We start from the raw sequence: 18,346 nt of genomic DNA on the forward strand, positions 1-18,346 counted from the left end.
CAAATGCGAACAAGGAAAGCTCCTTATTTGCTGTTGTGCAAACACGCTGCGGCACCAATTAGTGGAATATTATCTTGTGTTACAAGTATTACAGGAATTTGCCCTGCGTATTGCGACATAATACCCTTTTGCGAAAATCGTTCAACAAAACGGCTCTCTAGAAGTCTTGCTTGCATACGAGGCAGTATTCCTCCGCCAATAAATAGTCCGCCTAAAGCGCCGTAAACAACGGCTAAATCGCCAGCTACACTGCCGATCCAATCACAAAATTGATTAAGCGTTGCATCGCACACAGCACATTCACCGCTATTTGCTAGGCTACTTATTTGCGCAGCATCTAAATTTTTAGCTGTTACACCCTTAACCGCAGACATCGCTTTGTATAAATGCGTTATGCCAGGGCCTGAAAATACAGTTTCAATAGAAACATGGGGATGATCTTTACGTAATTCATTTAATAGTAAAGTATCGAGTTCATTAACAGGTGCAAGCGATATATGCCCCCCTTCTGAACTTAAAACAGCGGTAGATTGCGACGTTCTAACTAAGCACGCGGCACCAAAACCAGTACCGGGACCTATAACACCAATGTTTGCATTATCATCAGCTTGACCTGATTTAACAATGACATTTTGTTTAGGATCTAAGTAAGGAGCCGCATATGCAAAAGCAGCAAAATCGTTAATGACTTCTAGTTGCTGTAAATCAAAATGAGTTTTAAATTCACTAACACTAAAATGCCAACCTAAATTGGTTAAATGTACCTGCCCAGCTTTTATTGGACCTGCAACGGCTAAACATGCGCGTTTAGGTGTAATATGCGAGACTGTTTGTAAATATTGCTCAAGCGCACTTTCAAGTGAACCAAAATTAGCACTAGGAAAAATATTAATGTGCTCTATTACAAATTGGTTAGTATGTTCATTAAAAGCAGTTATTAAAGCAAAGCGGGCATTGGTGCCGCCAACATCAGCAACTAGGATGGGATCAAATTGGGCAGAAGCGTTTGGGCTCATAGTATTATCTCTTTTGTTAAGCGACTCGTGCTTATTATTTTACAATGGTATACCATTGTTATTTATACTTTGAGCTATCACCTCAAAGTAGCTATCACAGTAAAAAATGCTGCCTATAAAATATATAAACAGCGAATACGTTTTGACAACAAAATGATAAAACATTTATATTATGACACCGGTGTCAGCCGTTTATCAATAAAAATATACGTTAATTCACAAAAAGCTTGAAATTATTCATTAATAACCGAAAATGGCACAATTATTTATCAAATTAATTAAGTTGTAACAATGAAAGGTAAAGCCACCTCATTTGATATTGCCCACTATGCAGGGGTATCTCAATCAACTGTATCTCGCGCTTTACGTAACAGCCATCTTGTTAATGAAGAAACACGTAAGCGTGTTTTCGATATAGCTAAAAAACTTAATTATAAAGTTGATAAAAATGCCAGTAACTTACGTACTCAGCAAAGTAGTACGCTTGCATTGCTTTTATTTGAAGATCCCACTTCTGACGAATCACAAATTAACCCTTTCTTTTTAGCCATGCTTGGCAGCATTACCCGTGCTTGCGCTAAAGAAGGTTACGATTTATTAGTTTCATTTCAATCGGCTAGTGCAGATTGGCAAGCAGACTACGAAGATAGCCACAGAGCTGATGGTATTATTTTACTCGGTTATGGCGATTACATTGATTACCAACCAAAATTTAGCACCTTACTTGAACAAAATACGAAGTTTGTTTGTTGGGGTGCAACCGTTGATAACCGTCCCGATTTAACTGTTTGTTGTGACAACTACGGTGGCGGTAAGCTTGCCGCTGAGCACTTTATTGCTCATAGCAGAACTGATTGCGCTTTTATTGGAGATGCATCTGATCACAGCCCCGAATTTTTTAGTCGCTTTCAGGGCTTCAAAGATGAGCTATTGGCTAACAATGTTAAAATAAACGAACGTAAAATGGCTAATGCTATATCCACCGAAGAATCTGGGTATCACGCCACTCGCTCACTCATTGCTAATAATATTAAATTTAACGCCTTATTTGCTGCAAGCGACTTAATTGCTATTGGGGCTATACGTGCACTTAAAGAAGCAAATATTAACGTGCCAAAAGATGTTGCGGTAGTCGGCTTTGATAACATAGCCATTGCTAGTTATGTAAATCCACCGCTGACGACGATAGAGCAAAACACCACTGTTGCTGGGCAAATGCTCGTAGAGAACTTATTAAAACTAATACGTGGTGAAGAAGTTCAAAGCACCCTATTACCTCCTATTTTGATTCCTAGAAAGTCGAGCTGAGCCTGCCTGATAAAATAAAGCAAAATTAACAAACCATTCTAATTGGCAGTTACAGCTACTTAAATTTTATTCTCTATACTTTTATCTATTCATTTCACTTTTCGTTCTGATGTATTCCTGAATCACAAAATTCAAAATTTAAATATAAAAAAAGCCTCTAATGAGGCTTTTTGCTAAATTCTTTTTTAACTCAGACTAATACCAATCCGCAATAATACTTAATCATTTTTCGGGGGCTAAACATGTCGCTATCTGTGTTAAAAAATTCTTATTTAGAACAACTAAATAGCAAATTTTTTGCCTAGCTATCAGCACGTTTTTCCATCCTAAAAATAAATCACTTAATTAAGCGAATTGGTATAACAAGTTATTAAAAATCGTAAGATGCTGATAATTGAATTCTACGTGGTGATTGGTAAGACTCAGCTAAACCAAATGTAGCACTTCCATCGCCAGCAGCTACTTCTGCAGCTTCATCGTAACGAGTTTCAGTAGCAGCATCAAATACGTTAAATACATCCATAGCTAAACGAACTTTCTGATCGTTAAAGCGAAGGTTATAAGTAAAGTTAAGATCTAAACGTGCTGTCCATGGTGTATTACCCATGCTGCCACGAGGGAAACGTTTGTCACCCACGTAGTAAGTATCACCGTATTGGTATTGATCAGGGTCTGGAGTATAACCTTGACCTAAAGCAGTCCAAGGACGCCCAGATGCGATATTAACATTAGCACCAATTAAGAAGTCTTCTGTAACAGCAAAAGCACCATAAACTTTAATGTTATGACGACGATCTGCAGGTAGATTACCATTAGCACCATCCATTAAATAAGGGTAATCCCAATCTTGCGTAAGACCAGCATCATCTTGACCATTATCAGATTTAACAAAACCTTCGGTGTTACCGTAGTTGTGAGACCATGTGTATAGCGCTTTTAAAGACCAAACCTGATCCCATGTTTTCTCTAATGTTAAATCAACTGATGCATATTTACGCTTAGCTTCCGGGTAACCTAACTCTTGTGCAGTAAAGCTATATTCTTCAGTGGTGCCGTCACCATCAAGATCGAAATTGAAAGTAGCGCCATTACCAGGATTAAATAAGAACCAGTTCTCACCTAAATATTCACCATTTTCATCATTAAAGATATAAGAACCATCATCAATTTGATTACCTAAAACACGGTAAGTTGCCTTGATACCCCATGACCAATCATCATTAATTGCTGCTTGATAACCAATCATATACTCATCGTTATACATTGGTTCAAGATCTTTATCAGATAAGGTATTTGATGGTTTTGCAGTGCCGTCACCACCATTAGAAATAGCAGGGTCACCTAGCTGAGTACCTAAACCTACAGGGGTACCGTCAGCATTTAAACCTTCATACTCATACCAAGTTTGGATATATGTTTCTGCACCGGCTAAACGGATATTTGTATTAGCAGCTACTGGTAGGTAATAACGACCTGCGGTAAAAAACAACTTACTGTCGCCATCGCCATTAATATCCCAAGAACCACCTATACGAGGAGCAATTTGGTTATCAATAGCAACAAACTCTTCGCCATCTGCATTGTAGTTAGTAAAACTATCATTACGAAGACCTAATGTTAATGTTAAATCTTCAGTAACTGACCATTGATCTTCAATATAAATAGCCCAGTTTTCTACTTCAAACGAACCGCCATTTTTATAATCGCGTACACGTGTTGTCTTCATTTCTTCTGGTAAAACGTAACCATTAGCCAGTCTAGCGCCTTCTTCGTATGTACGATAATAGTAGTAAACGCCACCAGAGTTTTGTGTTGTTGAATCAGCTGTATTAGTTTCAGAATCATAGCCAAATTTTAACGTATGCTCATCGTTTAGGTAGTAATCAAAGTCAACGCGCAATTGCTCACGTTTATCTTCATTTTCACCAACGGTAAAGTTTACATAACATGTAGTATCCTGACCTAAATCGCCATCATAACCTGTAGGACAATCATCAAAGTCTGAGTAATCAGTTTCTGAAAATTTAACTTGCCCATACATTGCTGACATACTTAGATCATCTGTTAGATTACCAGTATAACGCAATGCAAAACTTTCTCCGCCTCGCTTGTGATAAGCTGTGCCACCATCTTCGGTATAATTACCATTTCCTTCAGGATCTGAAATTGTTTTTTCTGAATAAGTGCGTTTGTCACTAAAGCCCCAAAGCATTAGTTGATGATCTTCGTTAATATTCCAGTCAAATCGCGCTAGGTAATATGGGTCATCATCTTTTTCAACTGTTAAATCTGTTTGAGATGCATTACCGTATTCGTAGTCATTATCTCTTGCTGTGTAAATACCATAGAAGAATAATGTATCTTCAACTATCGCACCTGAAGCATAAATACTTGTTTCAAATGAGTTATCGTAGTCGTCTTGGTTATTAACATATAAATCACCAATACAATGCCCGTCTGCATCGTCACAACGATCATTTTGTTTGTAAAGTGAGTTAGGAGCTTGCTCACTTAACGAGTCAGATGAATAAATCGTTTCAACACCAAAGTGAAAATCATTAGAACCAGATTTAGTAACTGATGAGATTAATCCACCAGTAGTACGCCCGAACTCTGCAGAATAACCACCCGTTTTAACTTGGAAGCTGTCGTACGCGGTGAATGGGATTGTTGCACCACCAAGGCCATTACGGAAGTTAGTCATATTTAGACCATTCACGTAATAAGCATTTTCAGCTACAGAAGCACCACCAAATGAAGCTTGGTCGCCAAAACGACTGTCCCCTTCAGTTGCGCCAGGCGCAAGCAATGCTACTGAAGTTACTGAGCGAGATATAGGTAGTAGCGATAATTCTTCAGAGCTAATATTTAATGAAGACTCTGATGCAGAAACATCTATTGCACGAATAGAGCCACCTACAACAGCAATTCTTTCGATATTACCTGTAGTTAGTGGAATTTGAATGAGAGCTGTTTTACCTACCCCTATAACAACATCTTTAACTTGAGCTTGGTCAAAACCAGATTGGGATACTGTAATATCATACTTACCTACTGGCACTTGCTTAAGATCAAACTCACCATTTGCATCAGCAGTTAGTGTTTTAGAATAACCTTTGCTTTCATCTGTTATTGTTATTGATGCACCCGCTAATGAAACACCTGACTGAGCCGTTAAGCTACCTTTGATAGCGCCATTAACGTTATCTGCCATTGCTGGCATTGCCGCACTTAACGTCATTGCAACTGCTGCAGCAGTGAATGAGCGTTTAAATGTCTTAGAAAAATTATGGTTCATTTTTGATTTATCCCTAGATAATTAGATTATTATTTTTTATGTCTTACGTTAAATACTTTATATAACGCCTACTAATTTAAAGTATTTAACCCCCTTAACGTGTAAGGAGAAACAAATTAATAACACAATAAAAACAAACTTGCCAACAAAATGCGACAGCAATTAACAGGAAAATTACCATAAAAAACAATAAATTAACAAAAAACCAAGGATAAAACCAAAAAACAAAATAAAAACAAAAAAAACAAACATATAATTTACATTGTTAGTTGTTTGCAAAACCAACAAAATGAATAAAAAGCAGGCTCCATTATTTATAAAAACAGCGCCATAAACACCATTAAAGAACAACTCTTATACAATTGACTTAAAACCCCTATCAAAATACTATCCCACTTAATTAGCATAAATATTCACACTACACTTCACAAACCCTATACCGTTGCAAAAAACGGAATTTAATTTAGAAAAAAAAACGCCTAATTAAAATCTTTTTTTATGTCATATAATTTCTAAATCATTACTTAAATGACTCGAAAACCACCAAATAATGATCCCAAACTCGTTTACCACGGAGTAAACGTACCTGCTTAATATATTTTGCATGTATCCAAACTTTAGGTGTAGCTGAGTTTGTGTCCTCACCCAACTTATAACCTGCTTTATTTACACCTATACATCCCACGCTTATTTTGGTAAAAAAATGCCGCTATTAGCAAATTACCCTAACTCTTTTACATAACTATTTTTAATATCAGCTTGTTTTACATCATTTAGCGCATTACTTGCTAATAACGTTAAAATAAGAGAGCGAAAAATGGCTAATACTATACCCACTGAATAATTGAAGTATCACGCCGTTCACTTATCGCTAATAATATTAAATTTAACGCCTTATTTGCTGCAAGCGACTTAATTGCTATTGGCGCTATACGTGCACTTAAAGAAGCTAATATTAACGTACCAAAATTTGTTGCATCGGCTTTGTTATTACAGTCATTGCAAATTACGTAAACTCACAACTAACTACAATAGATCGAAACACCACTGTTGCTGGGCAAATGTAGTAGAGAACTTATTAAAATTGATATGTGGTGAATAAGTACAAAGTGCCCTAGTAAATCCTATTCTCACTTCTAGAAGGTCAAGCTGAGCCTTCTTAATTAAGCAAATACTGATTACATCTGTTCACATTCATTTACAAACAATAAAATCATATAATAAACAATAAATTAAAAAAAACACCACCCAAAAAACTATACTTTTTCATCAAAAAAACATCAATTACACATTCCTTAGCAACAGTAAATTGTTAACTGCATTTACTATTTTGTTTCTATAATGTAAATTTATTGTACCGCTATGATCTTGATCTGTAACTTTATAGCCTAAATAACAACAATATCTCAGGGATTTACATATGTTTAAAACTAAAGCTCTATCAAATGCAATAAGGTACTCTTTATTGCTAGGCTCTGTAGCCTTAGCGCCTAACGCGCTAGCTCAAGAAAATGACTTGAATTCAGACGTAGAATTAGAAGAAGAAGCACCTGAACGAATAGTTGTAACAGGCTCACGTATAAGAAAAGCTGAATTTTCAAATGCATCACCAATTCAAATTATCAATGGCGACTTATCTCGTGAAATGGGTTTATTTGATGCAGGCTCAATGCTTCAATCGACCAGCCAAGCGGCTGGTGCTCAAATAGATAATACATTTGGTGGTTTTGTACTAGATAACGGTCCGGGCGCTGCAACAATCGGATTTCGTGGTTTAGGTGCTGAACGAACTCTTGTACTTATTAATGGCCGAAGAATGGCTCCTGCTGGCGTTGGTGGTGCACCAACATCCCCTGATTTGAATTTAATACCTGGCGTAATGATTGAGCGTGTAGAGAATTTATTTGATGGCGCATCAACCGTTTATGGTTCTGATGCGGTAGCGGGTGTAGCTAACGTAATATTGAAAAAAGATGTTGAAGGTTTTATTTTTGATGCATCTTATCGTCAACCTAAAGGTGAAGGCGGTGAAGAAACTGTACTTTCGGGTATGTGGGGCAAAACCATGGATAATGGTTTTATCACTGTAGGCGTTGAATATTCAGAACAAAAATCTCAATCTTTATCTGGTAACCCTTTTGTTAAAGGGTGTGAAGAGCGTATTTGGGAAGCTGAAGATGGCAGTATCGTAACGAGAAACAGTGGCTATGGTCCTGTGGCGAGTGGTGAAGATTCATGTGATATTTTCCCTCTAACAAATCGTATTAGCGTACCTTCTTTCTTTGGTAGTGTTTATTACACTCCTAACTTTACAAACACTGGTATTCCAAACTTCAGCGAATCAACTGTACCATCAAGTCTTGAAGGATTTTTACCTTCATGGGTAGCTGGCGATTTCGATGGCGATGGTATTAATGATGGTGTCTTTGTTGATGGTAACGGAGATGGTTTCCGTGACGTTGATTTCCAAGACCCTCTATACGCTTTCCAACAATCTGATTACTACAAAAGTGGTGATTACAGAAGTAAAAATGAACGTATTTCACTAATGCTTAATGGTGAATATAACTTCCAAGATGATAACGATACAACTTTCTACTACGAAGGTTTATATGCGAGTCGTAAATCTCCAATTTTTAGCCCTGGTGCACAAATATTTCAACAAGTAGCGGCATCAAACCCATATAACCCTTGTGGTACAAACGGTATTGACTGTTTTGGCGTGTTAGGTGTGGGCCCTGGTGGACCTGAGGCCGTTCAGCCAATCATCAATATCCGTGGTGACCGTGATCAAACTGAGGTTGAAGTATCACAATATCGTTTAGTTACCGGTGTTACTGGTAATCTAGGTATGTTCGAAAACATTGGTTTAGACAATTGGTACTACGACGCGTCTGTATCGTACAGCGCATCTAAAGGTACTGACCACCGTGTTGGTATTGATGAAGAACGCTTAATTAACTCATTAGAAACCGCTGTTCTTAATGATGATGGTACTGTTACCTGTGGTACCGGTTCTGATGGATGTGTTCCTGTTAATTTATTTGCAGACAGTATTTACCAAGAAGGTGGCGGTACGCTTTCACCTGAAGAAGCGGCCTATTTATTTATTGACCGCGACATCGAAACTAAAGTAAACCAGTTTGTTTTTAATGCATTCATGGGTGGTGACTTCTTCGCACTACCATGGAATAACGAAACTGTTGCAGGTATCGTTGGTATTGAATATCGTCGTGATGAGATTGAATCAAATCCTAATGCAGCAGCATCACAAGGCTTACTATGGGGCTACTTTGCTGACCAAGGCGCTGATGGTTCTCGTAATCTAAAAGAAATATTTACAGAAGTTGACTTCCCTTTACTTAAAGGAGTTAAAGGTGCTGAAGAACTTACATTTACAGCTTCTGGCCGTGTTTCTGAGGAATCTTTCTACGATGCTGAATCAACTTATAGTCTTAAAACTATCTACCGTCCTGTTGATTGGTTTACTCTTCGTGCTACAAAAGGTACTTCTTATAGAGCGCCAAACTTACGTGAACGTTTCTTAAACGGTACGTCTGGTTTTAATACAGTTGCCGATCCATGTGTTGTTCCGGAAGATGCTCGTAATATTGACCCATTGAACCCAGGTTCAGCAGCTACATATAATGCAGCTGAAGAAACACGCGATACAGCGGTATTAAACGCTTGTCAAGCATCAGGTATTGATCCAACTACTCTTGGTTTAGGTCAAGGTGGGACTGATTCATATACTGGAACTTATAGCGCTGAGATTGAAACTGGCGGTACAACTGAGCTTAGTGCTGAAACATCAGTGGCTAAAACATACGGTTTTATCTTTGAACAACCGTTCACTGATGCATTTGATTTAACAATGTCATTAACTCGTTTTGATATTGAAGTAACAAATAGTATTGCAGAGCCAAGTGCTTTCTACAGTATTGGTCAGTGTTATTCTGCTGATGGTAATGATGCTTTTTGTAGCCGTATCGGCCGTGACGAAAATGGTCAAATTGATTTAGTTGATGCTAGCTTTATCAATATTGGTTTAATCTCTTCTAAAGGTTTTGATTACAATATCTACTTTGAAACAGATACGGTAATTGCAGAAGAAAACTTAGGTATTACACTAGACCTTCAAGCCACGCGCATGACAGAGCAAGTTTTTGATGTACTTGGTACTATTGATGACAATATGGGTGAGCCAGATTCACCAGAATGGCGCGGTACAGCACGCTTACAACTTAAATATTCTGATTTTAGGTTTAACTGGGAAACACGTTTCATCGGTAAAGGTCGTGAAGATGAAGATGATTTAGGTGAATTCGAAGAAGGTACTGCAGGTTGTCGTGGTTTAACTGACGCAAATGGTGCTCCACTTAAATGTCGCCCTGTTGGTTTCACTGATGACTACTTTGTACATAACATCGGTATGACTTGGTCTAACGATGCTTATAAAGTGAACTTTGGTGTACGTAACGTATTTAATGAAGCTCCACCAAAAGTAGACCCAAATGGTTCTTTCTCAAATACTAACATCCCTCTAGGTGTTGGTTATGATACTTCAGGACGTAGCCCATACATCAGTTTTACAGCTTCTTTTTAATTAGAATTGGCTGAGTATATATTCAATCCAGATGGCCTAAAATTTTAGGCCATTTTTTTTGAGGGAATAAAAAATGAAACTTAAAAAAAGAATGTTAGTAGGATTTACCTTACTAAGCCTATCTTCTTTCGCTAATAGCGAAACTGAAGATGCGACACAAGTGAGCAGTATCGATGCTTTCTCAATGTCATCTGCTATTCGTAGTGTTGTAGCATCACCTGATGGTAAGAAGCTTGCTATTTTAAGAGCGACTACCAAAAATGGTGACTATATAATTGAGATAAGAGATCCAAATAACCTAGAAGCAGACCCCGTAAGGTTGGGCGCTGATAAAATGCTGATATCTTCCATCGTATGGTTAAACGATGAAAAAATAGGCGTTATGTTTAGACAAATACTAGAAGATGGAAGTCGCAAATACTGGGTTAATAAGTTTGCAATAACTGATGCAGATGGTAAAGGCGACTGGTTATTACCATTTAAGAAAAAGCGAAATGTTCAATTTAATATAATAAATATACTTCCAGACAAAAAAGATGAAGTACTTGTAGAAGTTGATATTAATAATAACTACATTCCAGATGTAGTGAGATTTAATATTAACACTGGACGAAGCGTTACTGTAATGCGCGGAAATGAAAAAGTATCAGGCTCGTTTGTTTCTGACTACGATGGTGAAATAAGAATAGCCCAAGGTTGGAATAAATCTGATAACGCAATCGATTATTATGCCCGAGATAAAGGCAATGATGATTGGAAAGTAATTAAGCAAGTTAGTCCTAAAAAGCGTGAAAACTTTGAGATATTAGGATTTGCAAAAGGTAATCCTAACGAAGTTTATGTTAACGCCAACTTAGGCGAAAATACGACTGGCATTTATATTTACAATATTAAAACAGGTCAGTATTCTGAACGTCAATTTGGTCTTAAATCTGTAGATACAGACGGTGTTATACTTGATACCGACGGCACTTTACAAGGCTTTCGCTATACAACCAAGCAGCCTAAGTTTTATTTCACAGACCCAAACCTTCAAGCACTTAACGAATCTGTTGCTTCTTTATTTAAAGATAAGTTTGTACAAATCATTAGTAGCTCTGATAACGATAACGTATTAGTGGTGAGAGTATCTGCTGACGATAACCCAGGCAGCTATTACATTGTTACTAATAAGCAGAAGCTGACTAAAATTGGTGACCGACTTCCGTTTATTGATAAAAGTAAATTAGGATCCGTTAAATATATCTCTTATAAAGCAAGAGATGGACGCAAAATAAAAGCGTATGTAACCATCCCTGCGACTAAAGGTCCTTACCCTGCGATAGTACTTCCTCACGGTGGTCCTTGGGTGCGTGACTCTGTTGTATTTGATGACTGGGCGCAGTTACTTGCCTATCATGGTTACGTAGTTATTCAACCAAACTATCGTGGATCTACGGGGTACGGTCTGGAGCATTGGATAGCCGGTGATAATAACTGGGGCTTGAAAAAACAAGATGATTTAGACGACGCGGCACAATATTTAATAGATAAAGGCTTAGCAACAAAAGATAAGCTTGCTTTATTTGGTTGGAGTTATGGCGGTTATGCTGCATTTGCTGCATCTATGCGTGAAAACAACATATATAAATGTGTTGTTGCCGGTGCAGGGGTAAGTGATTTAAGCCGTATTAATGCAACTCTTAACGAAAATCGCTTTTTAAGTATTTTACAACGCCCTACGATTACAGGTGTCTCTCCTGTAGAGCAAGTAGATAAAGTAAATATTCCTATACTAGTTGTGCATGGTGATATCGACAGTCGTGTTCCAGTAAAACACAGTAGAGACTTCGTATCTGAGCTTGAGAAGTACAAAAAAGACTTTAAATATATTGAGCTTGAAGATGCTGATCACTTTTCTGATACGCTTTTCTACGATCATAAAAAAGAATTTTATACCGAGTTGTTATCATGGTTTGATAATAAGTGTGGTCTCAAATAATGTAACTAAAAAGTGACACTCATTTTATTTGAAGAGCATTCTTTTGTTTTAATATTAAGTGAGTACATAACAAAAAGGCTTCTAAATTTATTTAGAAGCCTTTTTTAATAACTACAGCATTTTATACCAATCCGCAATAATACTTAATCATTTTGCGGGGCTAAACGTGTCGCTAACTGCGTTAAAAAAATCTCATTTACGACTGCATGGATGCAGAAGGTAGAGCAATGCAGGAGCAATTGCCGAGAACAACTAAATAGCGAATTTTTTGCCTAGCTAACAACACGTTTTTCCTGCCTCAAAATAGCTCACTTAATTAAGCGAATTGGTATTATATATTAGTCTTTAAGCGATTCGGCAACCACAGGGTAATAATCCCAAACTTGTTTATCACTGAGTGAGCGTACAAGCTTGATGTATTCTGCGTGTGTCCAAGCTAGAGGTGTTGCTGAGTTTGTGCCCTCGCCTAATTCATAACCTGCTTTATTTACGCCAACGCCATCCCATACTTGCTCAGGTAGCATCATGCCGCTATTAGCAAATTGCTCTAGCCCTTTTACGTAACTATTTTTAATGTCCGCTTGTTTTGCATCATCTAGCGTATTATTTGCGTTTGCGGCCGCTATTTCATAGTGTCCGCGTTCACCTGTAAAAAATGGCCATACACGACCACGTTGGCCTGGCGTGTTGCTCCTGCTTTCGGCGTAATTAGTACCTGTGGTTTCATCTTCGCCGTAACCGTCGTTGCCATAACGGCGATAGCCTGCAAATGTGCCGCTACCATCGGTAAAGTTAAAGCTGTATTTAACTTGTAAGTTATCTTCAAGCGTTTCGTCGTCATACTCAGGTAGGGTTTTAACTATACTTGAATCGTTGGCACTTCTTACTCCATAGCGGACTAATTCTAAAAAACCACCATCTAAAATCTGCTTTTTGTTAAAACCTTCACGGCCATTGTTGGCGTTAATTTTAGTATTAGAGTTAGCGTCGGTGTCTTGACCTATACGAATAAAATACTCGCCATCGGTGCTATCACCTTTTAAATTACCTTCGGTGGTAAACATTTGCGATTCTATATCATTGTTGTACTTTTTAGCCGTTGCTAAATAACGATCTGCATTTTGAGTATCACCGCTGAGTGTTGCTATGTCACTGGCTGTTATAAGGCCAGCAACAACGGCAGCCGTTGTAGAGGGAGAATAACCACTTTGCTCTTCCCAGCGCTCTTGCTGTGTAGCAGGTGGAGTGATTTGCATGTCGTTCCATAAAATTTTAGCTCTTCCGCCATCAACTAAAAAGTCAGCTGCCGGTTTTAGCATGCGTGCGTACCAATCTTTAAGTTCGTTATCACTTAGTACGTTTGCTTGATGTAACTTCCACGCAAGCATAATCGGCATAGCCGTTTGATCTAGCTGTACCCCTACCCATTCAAGTTCACCGTCAACATGTGTTTTTTGTAAAAACCATCCTGTATCACCATTGTTACCGGGGGTTTTGCTAGTAACTTGTACTTTTTCAAGGTATTCGAAGGCCGTTTTTGCAGTCGCTGTATCGCCTAAGGCCATAAATGCCATAGCTACTTGATAAAAATCACGTACCCATACCGCTTTGTAACCAGTCGAACCCTCTTTGGCTGAAACAGTTTCACCCCAAGGATTAGAAAGTGAGGCAATGAGCGCACCCGCATTAGTTTTGTCTTCTTGCGCTTTTAGTACCATTGCACTGGTATAAAGTAGCTTACCGTCATCGGCTGTTTGCTTAACCATTGTATTTAATGGCTCAAGGCTTTGTAAATAATCTTCCCAGCCTAGCGCTTCACCTTTACCGTTGTAGGCATCAAGCACATTTTGATAACCTTTAGATAAGCTCTGTGCACCTTGTTGCTGGCTTTGCTGCTGCGTTTTACCAAAGCTTAGTGCTAAATCAAATGTGGTATTACTATCGATATTACCAAGCTCTGCCAGCAGAGTGACGTTACCGGCCTTATCGCCAGTGTTTGAATATTGTTTGCTTAGTGTGTTTTGTTTTTTAAGTGAGGTGATGCCATCGCTCACACCTGTAAAGCCTACACTTTGCATTTTGAATGGCGTAGATGATTGCAACGTTAAAAAATTATCATCTTCCCATGCTACTAAGCCTTGCTCAGTGGTTTTTGCAAAATCACCTAAGCCGTTGTTGTTTATATAAGGGTTAACAGCAACATACGCTTTCACGCCTTTAAGTGATGTATTAAAAATACTGCGTACAAACAATGTTTGTCCGTCAGGGTCGGTGAATATGTGTTTTTCGAGGGTAAAACGCCCTTTCTTATCTGTACTTGTTACTTTGTAAGCAAGCGATAGTGGTCTGCCTTTATCGTCTTTATGTAAGTAATCAATTGTAACGTCTAAGTCGTCAGCTTCAGTGACTGTAAAATCTTTACCGGTTACTACAAACTGCATATCTTTAATTTGAGCTTGGTGAATGAGTCCAAACATAGTTTCGGTGATCATACCTTTGGCAATTGAAAACCATACTTTTGATACTTCACCTGTCGCAGCATTGTTATTATATTGGCCGTTTTGGTATTGCTCAAAAGAAGTACCAATTCCGGTTTTACCCGCGTAAGCCCAATATGGTTCAGCACCTGGTGCTCCTGGTGCACCTGGTGCGCCAGGAGCTGCTGAAACTGTAGCGTCAATATTTTCGTTATTCGTATTTTGTGCACCACAGGCTGTTAAGCCCAAAGTTAAAAGAGCGGTAGTAATAAGGTTATATTTTTTCATTGTGTGACCCTTAGTTTGAATTTTTAACGCGCATTACAGCAATCGCAGCAACAACGAATGATGCAGCACCAATTAATAATGCGTAAATAGGCTGGTTAGAAAATACGTGGCGTAAAATAAGCCCTAAAATACTAGCGGCAAGCAATTGCGGTATAACAATAAAGAAGTTAAAAATCCCCATATACACGCCCATTTTATTACTCGGTAGTGCATTACTTAACATTGCATAAGGAAGTGATAAAATAGAAGCCCATGCAAAACCAACGCCTATCATTGGAATAAGAAGCATTTTTGGGTCTGTTATAAACATAAAGCTCGCAAGGCCCAATGCACCTAGTAGTAAGTTAAAGCAATGTGCGCCTTTTAAGCCCATCTTTTTAACTAAGAATGGAATACACATAGCGGCAATAGCCGCAAAGCCATTGTAAGCTGCAAATAAAATGCCGACCCAATCAGCCCCATCGTTAAAGGCTTTACTTGTTGCATCACTGCTGCCGTAATGAAAGCTTGTTACTGCGGCTGTGGTGTATATCCACATAGCAAATAACGTAAACCAGCTAAAAAACTGCACCCAAGCAAGCTGCTTCATTGCCTCTGGCATGGTAAATACATCTTGTACTACTTGGTAAAAACCGCCTTGTATTTTGTTAGCAGCCTTTAATGCGCTTGCTATCCACTGCACAATACCAAACGCTAGTAAGCCACCAGCAAGTAGGTATAACTCTTTTTCAAGCGATAAACCCATTACTAATGCAAGGGTTGCTAAACCTAGCACCACAAAAATAATGGCACCTTTATTAAAGTTGATATCTACTAATGCGGTGTTAGTCGGTTTGGCAGTGTGGTTTTCAAAAGCAGCTAATTGCTCAGGGCTATATTCTTTGGTTCGCATAACTGTCCAAAGAACTGCGACTAGCAATACGACCCCACCCCAATAAAATGAATATTTAACAGACTCAGGTATTTCTCCTGCAGCAGCGGTATTACTAACATCAAACCAATTAGTCATCATCCATGGTAGCGCTGAGGCTAATACCGCACCAATACCAATAAAAAAGCTTTGTAAGCCGTAGCCTGTAGCACGTTGCTTTTCTGGCAAGTTATCGCCTACAAGTGCTCTGAAAGGTTCCATAGTAACGTTGATTGACGCATCCATAATCCACAACATACCTGCAGCAATCCAAAGGGTTGGTGAATGCGGCATGATAAAGAGTGAGATAGTAGTAAGTACCGCCCCTATGAAAAAAAATGGACGACGACGACCAAAACGTCCCCATGTTTTATCACTCCAATAACCAATTATTGGTTGCACTATTAAACCCGTTAAAGGTGCTGCAACCCATAAAATAGGAATATCATCAACTTGTGCGCCTAGGGTTTGAAAAATACGGCTCACATTGCCGTTTTGTAGTGCAAAACCAAATTGAATACCTAAAAAGCCAAAGCACATATTCCATATTTGCCAAAAACTTAGATTTGGTTTGTTGCTGTCATAATTATTATTTTGATTATTCATGATTAGCCTTATTAGTTAAAACTGCGCTGCTAAATGCATCTAGCGAAAGCATAAGCTTTGTAACTTCTTTGTCAGTGATAATCTTTACCGTGTTTTGTTCAAGTAAGTCGTGTAGCGGTTTATTTCGCTCAAAGGTATTTGCTTGCTCTGGTGTTAAATTAATTAATACCGTTTGTGGCTCCTCACTAAAATTACTAAAAACATAAACAGATTGCTGTCCCAGCGAGCGTACAAAACCAACAACGCGTTCGCTATTGCTAAGTAAAAGCTCTGACATGGTTCCACCTACAACAGCGGGTAAACGATTAAGAGCCATTATTGATTTATAATAATCACGAAGTGATGCTTGCTCGCTCGATAAGTTAGCGCCGTCGAATTTTCCGTTGTTCATCCATGCTTGATGCGCTGGTACACCAATATAGTCAAAAATGCTGGTGCGAGTAGATGTGCCAAAACCTGCGTTTTCAGATCCGTCCTCCCCCACATCTTGGGCAAAATATAATAAAGTAGGTGCGCGACTCATTAAGCTAGAAACGACCATTGCTGGTTTCCCCCAGCGTGCATCACCTGCAAAATCAGGGCTAGCAATGCGTTGTTCGTCGTGATTTTCTAAAAAGTGCAGCATGTGCGCTTCAATATCAGCCACTTGGCTTTGAGCTGCAAAAATAGTATTAGCAGCTTGCTTACCCTGCATAATGGCTTTTAATGTGTCGTAAAAGCCGATTTTGTCATACAAGTAATCCATTTTTCCTTGCTGAATATACGCTCTGTACATTTGTGGGTTGTAAACTTCAGCCAATAAAAACGCATCGGGCTTTTGCATTTTTATTGATGAATTTAAAAAACTCCAAAATTCAACCGGCACCATTTCGGCCATATCGTACCTAAAACCATCAACGCCTTTATCAAGCCAGTAAAGAGTGATATCTCTAAATTTATACCAGCTATTAAGCAGCTCCTTATTTTGCCAAAACGCATAATGAGCGCGATAATCTTGGTTTTCTAGCTCTTTAGGTAATGTAGGAAAATCATAGCTGCCATCAGGCTTAACGCCATAATTCACTCTTACGGTTTCGTACCAATCGTTAATATCTGGCTTGGGTGCACGCGCACCATTCCCCGTCCATTTCGCTGGCGTTTCATCAAAAAAACCGTCAGCTAAAGGGTGAGTATTACCCCCTAAAACTGTATAGCTTTGTGATGTTGGAACCTGAAAAGACTGCCCTGGTACATAATAAAAGTTGTTATTTTTATCGTACTCTTTACTTTTATCATCCTGCTCACCAAAGTCTTTTACTCCTTTGGGTTTTGCTACTGATTTATAATCACGCGCAACATGGTTAGGGACAATATCAATAACCACTTTCATACCATGTTGATGAGTGCGCTCAATCAGATCACTAAACTCACCCAACCTATTAGTCACATTTATGGCTAAATCGGGGTTAACGTCGTAGTAATCTTTGATTGCATAAGGTGAACCTGCACGGCCTTTTACTACATCCGGATCGTCTTGGCTAATGCCGTACTGTGTATAGTCGCCCACTAACGCATGGTGCAAAACACCGGTATACCAAACATGGGTCGTCCCTAGCTCTTTAATGCCAGCTAATGCAGCATCGTTAAAGTCAGCAAATTTGCCTACACCATTTTGCTCTTTTGTACCCCAAGGTACATTTGCGGTTTGTGTGTTACCAAATAAACGTGTAAACACTTGGTATACAACAGGCTTTGTTAACTCATTTTGCGCCTGTTTAGGCATTTGCTGCGGTTCGGTTTTATTATTATCTGAGCAGGCACTTGTTATAAGTGCGCTACACAGTAATGCGGGTACATAAACTGATTTTTTCATTGTG

At 38.7% G+C, this 18,346-nt stretch carries 8 protein-coding genes and 1 pseudogene; 4 read left to right on the plus strand and 5 right to left on the minus strand.

What is annotated here, in order from left to right:
* Window positions 1-23: 23 nt before the first annotated feature.
* A complete protein-coding gene (gene glk / locus I6F48_RS07875; protein WP_197119199.1) occupies window positions 24-1,016 on the minus strand; it encodes a glucokinase in 993 nt (330 codons plus the stop codon).
* 291 nt (window positions 1,017-1,307) lie between these two features.
* Here glk and I6F48_RS07880 point away from each other — a divergent pair, with 291 nt between their 5' ends.
* Window positions 1,308-2,324: a LacI family DNA-binding transcriptional regulator gene (locus I6F48_RS07880; protein WP_165727413.1), complete on the plus strand. Its 1,017-nt coding sequence runs from the start codon at window positions 1,308-1,310 to the stop codon at window positions 2,322-2,324.
* Window positions 2,325-2,694: 370 nt separating this feature from the next.
* Here I6F48_RS07880 and I6F48_RS07885 read toward each other — a convergent pair whose 3' ends face one another.
* A complete protein-coding gene (locus I6F48_RS07885; RefSeq protein WP_197119200.1) occupies window positions 2,695-5,622 on the minus strand; it encodes a TonB-dependent receptor in 2,928 nt (975 codons plus the stop codon).
* Between the two features lie 757 nt (window positions 5,623-6,379).
* On the opposite strand from I6F48_RS07885, the pseudogene I6F48_RS21490 reads away from it, so the two are divergent.
* The 3 genes and pseudogenes from I6F48_RS21490 to I6F48_RS07895 form a co-directional block, all read left to right on the plus strand.
* Window positions 6,380-6,724 (plus strand): annotated as a pseudogene (locus I6F48_RS21490) (substrate-binding domain-containing protein); the annotation flags it as partial.
* Window positions 6,725-7,042: 318 nt separating this feature from the next.
* Window positions 7,043-10,228, plus strand: coding sequence for a TonB-dependent receptor (locus tag I6F48_RS07890; protein WP_197119201.1), 3,186 nt, complete (start codon window positions 7,043-7,045; stop codon window positions 10,226-10,228).
* 73 nt (window positions 10,229-10,301) lie between these two features.
* The gene (locus I6F48_RS07895; protein WP_165741319.1) at window positions 10,302-12,209 is read left to right on the plus strand and encodes an alpha/beta hydrolase family protein; all 1,908 of its coding nucleotides are present in this window, start codon (window positions 10,302-10,304) and stop codon (window positions 12,207-12,209) included.
* Window positions 12,210-12,547: 338 nt separating this feature from the next.
* Here I6F48_RS07895 and I6F48_RS07900 read toward each other — a convergent pair whose 3' ends face one another.
* Genes I6F48_RS07900 through I6F48_RS07910 form a run of 3 tightly spaced genes read right to left on the minus strand, consistent with a single transcriptional unit; the run spans window position 12,548 to window position 18,342 of the window.
* The gene (locus tag I6F48_RS07900; protein ID WP_197119202.1) at window positions 12,548-14,974 is read right to left on the minus strand and encodes a glucan 1,4-alpha-glucosidase; all 2,427 of its coding nucleotides are present in this window, start codon (window positions 14,972-14,974) and stop codon (window positions 12,548-12,550) included.
* A gap of 10 nt (window positions 14,975-14,984) precedes the next feature.
* Window positions 14,985-16,490 carry an MFS transporter gene (locus I6F48_RS07905; protein WP_197119203.1) on the minus strand — a complete coding sequence of 502 codons (1,506 nt, stop codon included), beginning with the start codon at window positions 16,488-16,490 and terminating at the stop codon, window positions 14,985-14,987.
* Window positions 16,483-18,342 (minus strand): alpha-amylase family glycosyl hydrolase, encoded by a 1,860-nt coding sequence (locus I6F48_RS07910; protein WP_197119204.1) that lies wholly within the window; start codon window positions 18,340-18,342, stop codon window positions 16,483-16,485. The genes I6F48_RS07905 and I6F48_RS07910 overlap by 8 nt, the downstream gene beginning before the upstream one ends.
* Window positions 18,343-18,346 lie beyond the last annotated feature (4 nt).

This window comes from Pseudoalteromonas sp. SWYJ118 (assembly GCF_015864505.1).
GTDB classification, from domain to species: domain Bacteria; phylum Pseudomonadota; class Gammaproteobacteria; order Enterobacterales; family Alteromonadaceae; genus Pseudoalteromonas; species Pseudoalteromonas arctica.

What these genes read in the sequence shown, in the direction of transcription:
- I6F48_RS07890 (WP_197119201.1), top strand. Translation starts at nt 7,043, where the DNA reads ATGTTTAAAACTAAAGCTCTATCAAATGCAATAAGGTACTCTTTATTG.
- I6F48_RS07905 (WP_197119203.1), bottom strand. Translation starts at nt 16,490, where the DNA reads ATGAATAATCAAAATAATAATTATGACAGCAACAAACCAAATCTAAGT.
- I6F48_RS07900 (WP_197119202.1), bottom strand. Translation starts at nt 14,974, where the DNA reads ATGAAAAAATATAACCTTATTACTACCGCTCTTTTAACTTTGGGCTTA.
- I6F48_RS07895 (WP_165741319.1), top strand. Translation starts at nt 10,302, where the DNA reads ATGAAACTTAAAAAAAGAATGTTAGTAGGATTTACCTTACTAAGCCTA.
- glk (WP_197119199.1), bottom strand. Translation starts at nt 1,016, where the DNA reads ATGAGCCCAAACGCTTCTGCCCAATTTGATCCCATCCTAGTTGCTGAT.
- I6F48_RS07880 (WP_165727413.1), top strand. Translation starts at nt 1,308, where the DNA reads ATGAAAGGTAAAGCCACCTCATTTGATATTGCCCACTATGCAGGGGTA.
- I6F48_RS07910 (WP_197119204.1), bottom strand. Translation starts at nt 18,342, where the DNA reads ATGAAAAAATCAGTTTATGTACCCGCATTACTGTGTAGCGCACTTATA.
- I6F48_RS07885 (WP_197119200.1), bottom strand. Translation starts at nt 5,622, where the DNA reads ATGAACCATAATTTTTCTAAGACATTTAAACGCTCATTCACTGCTGCA.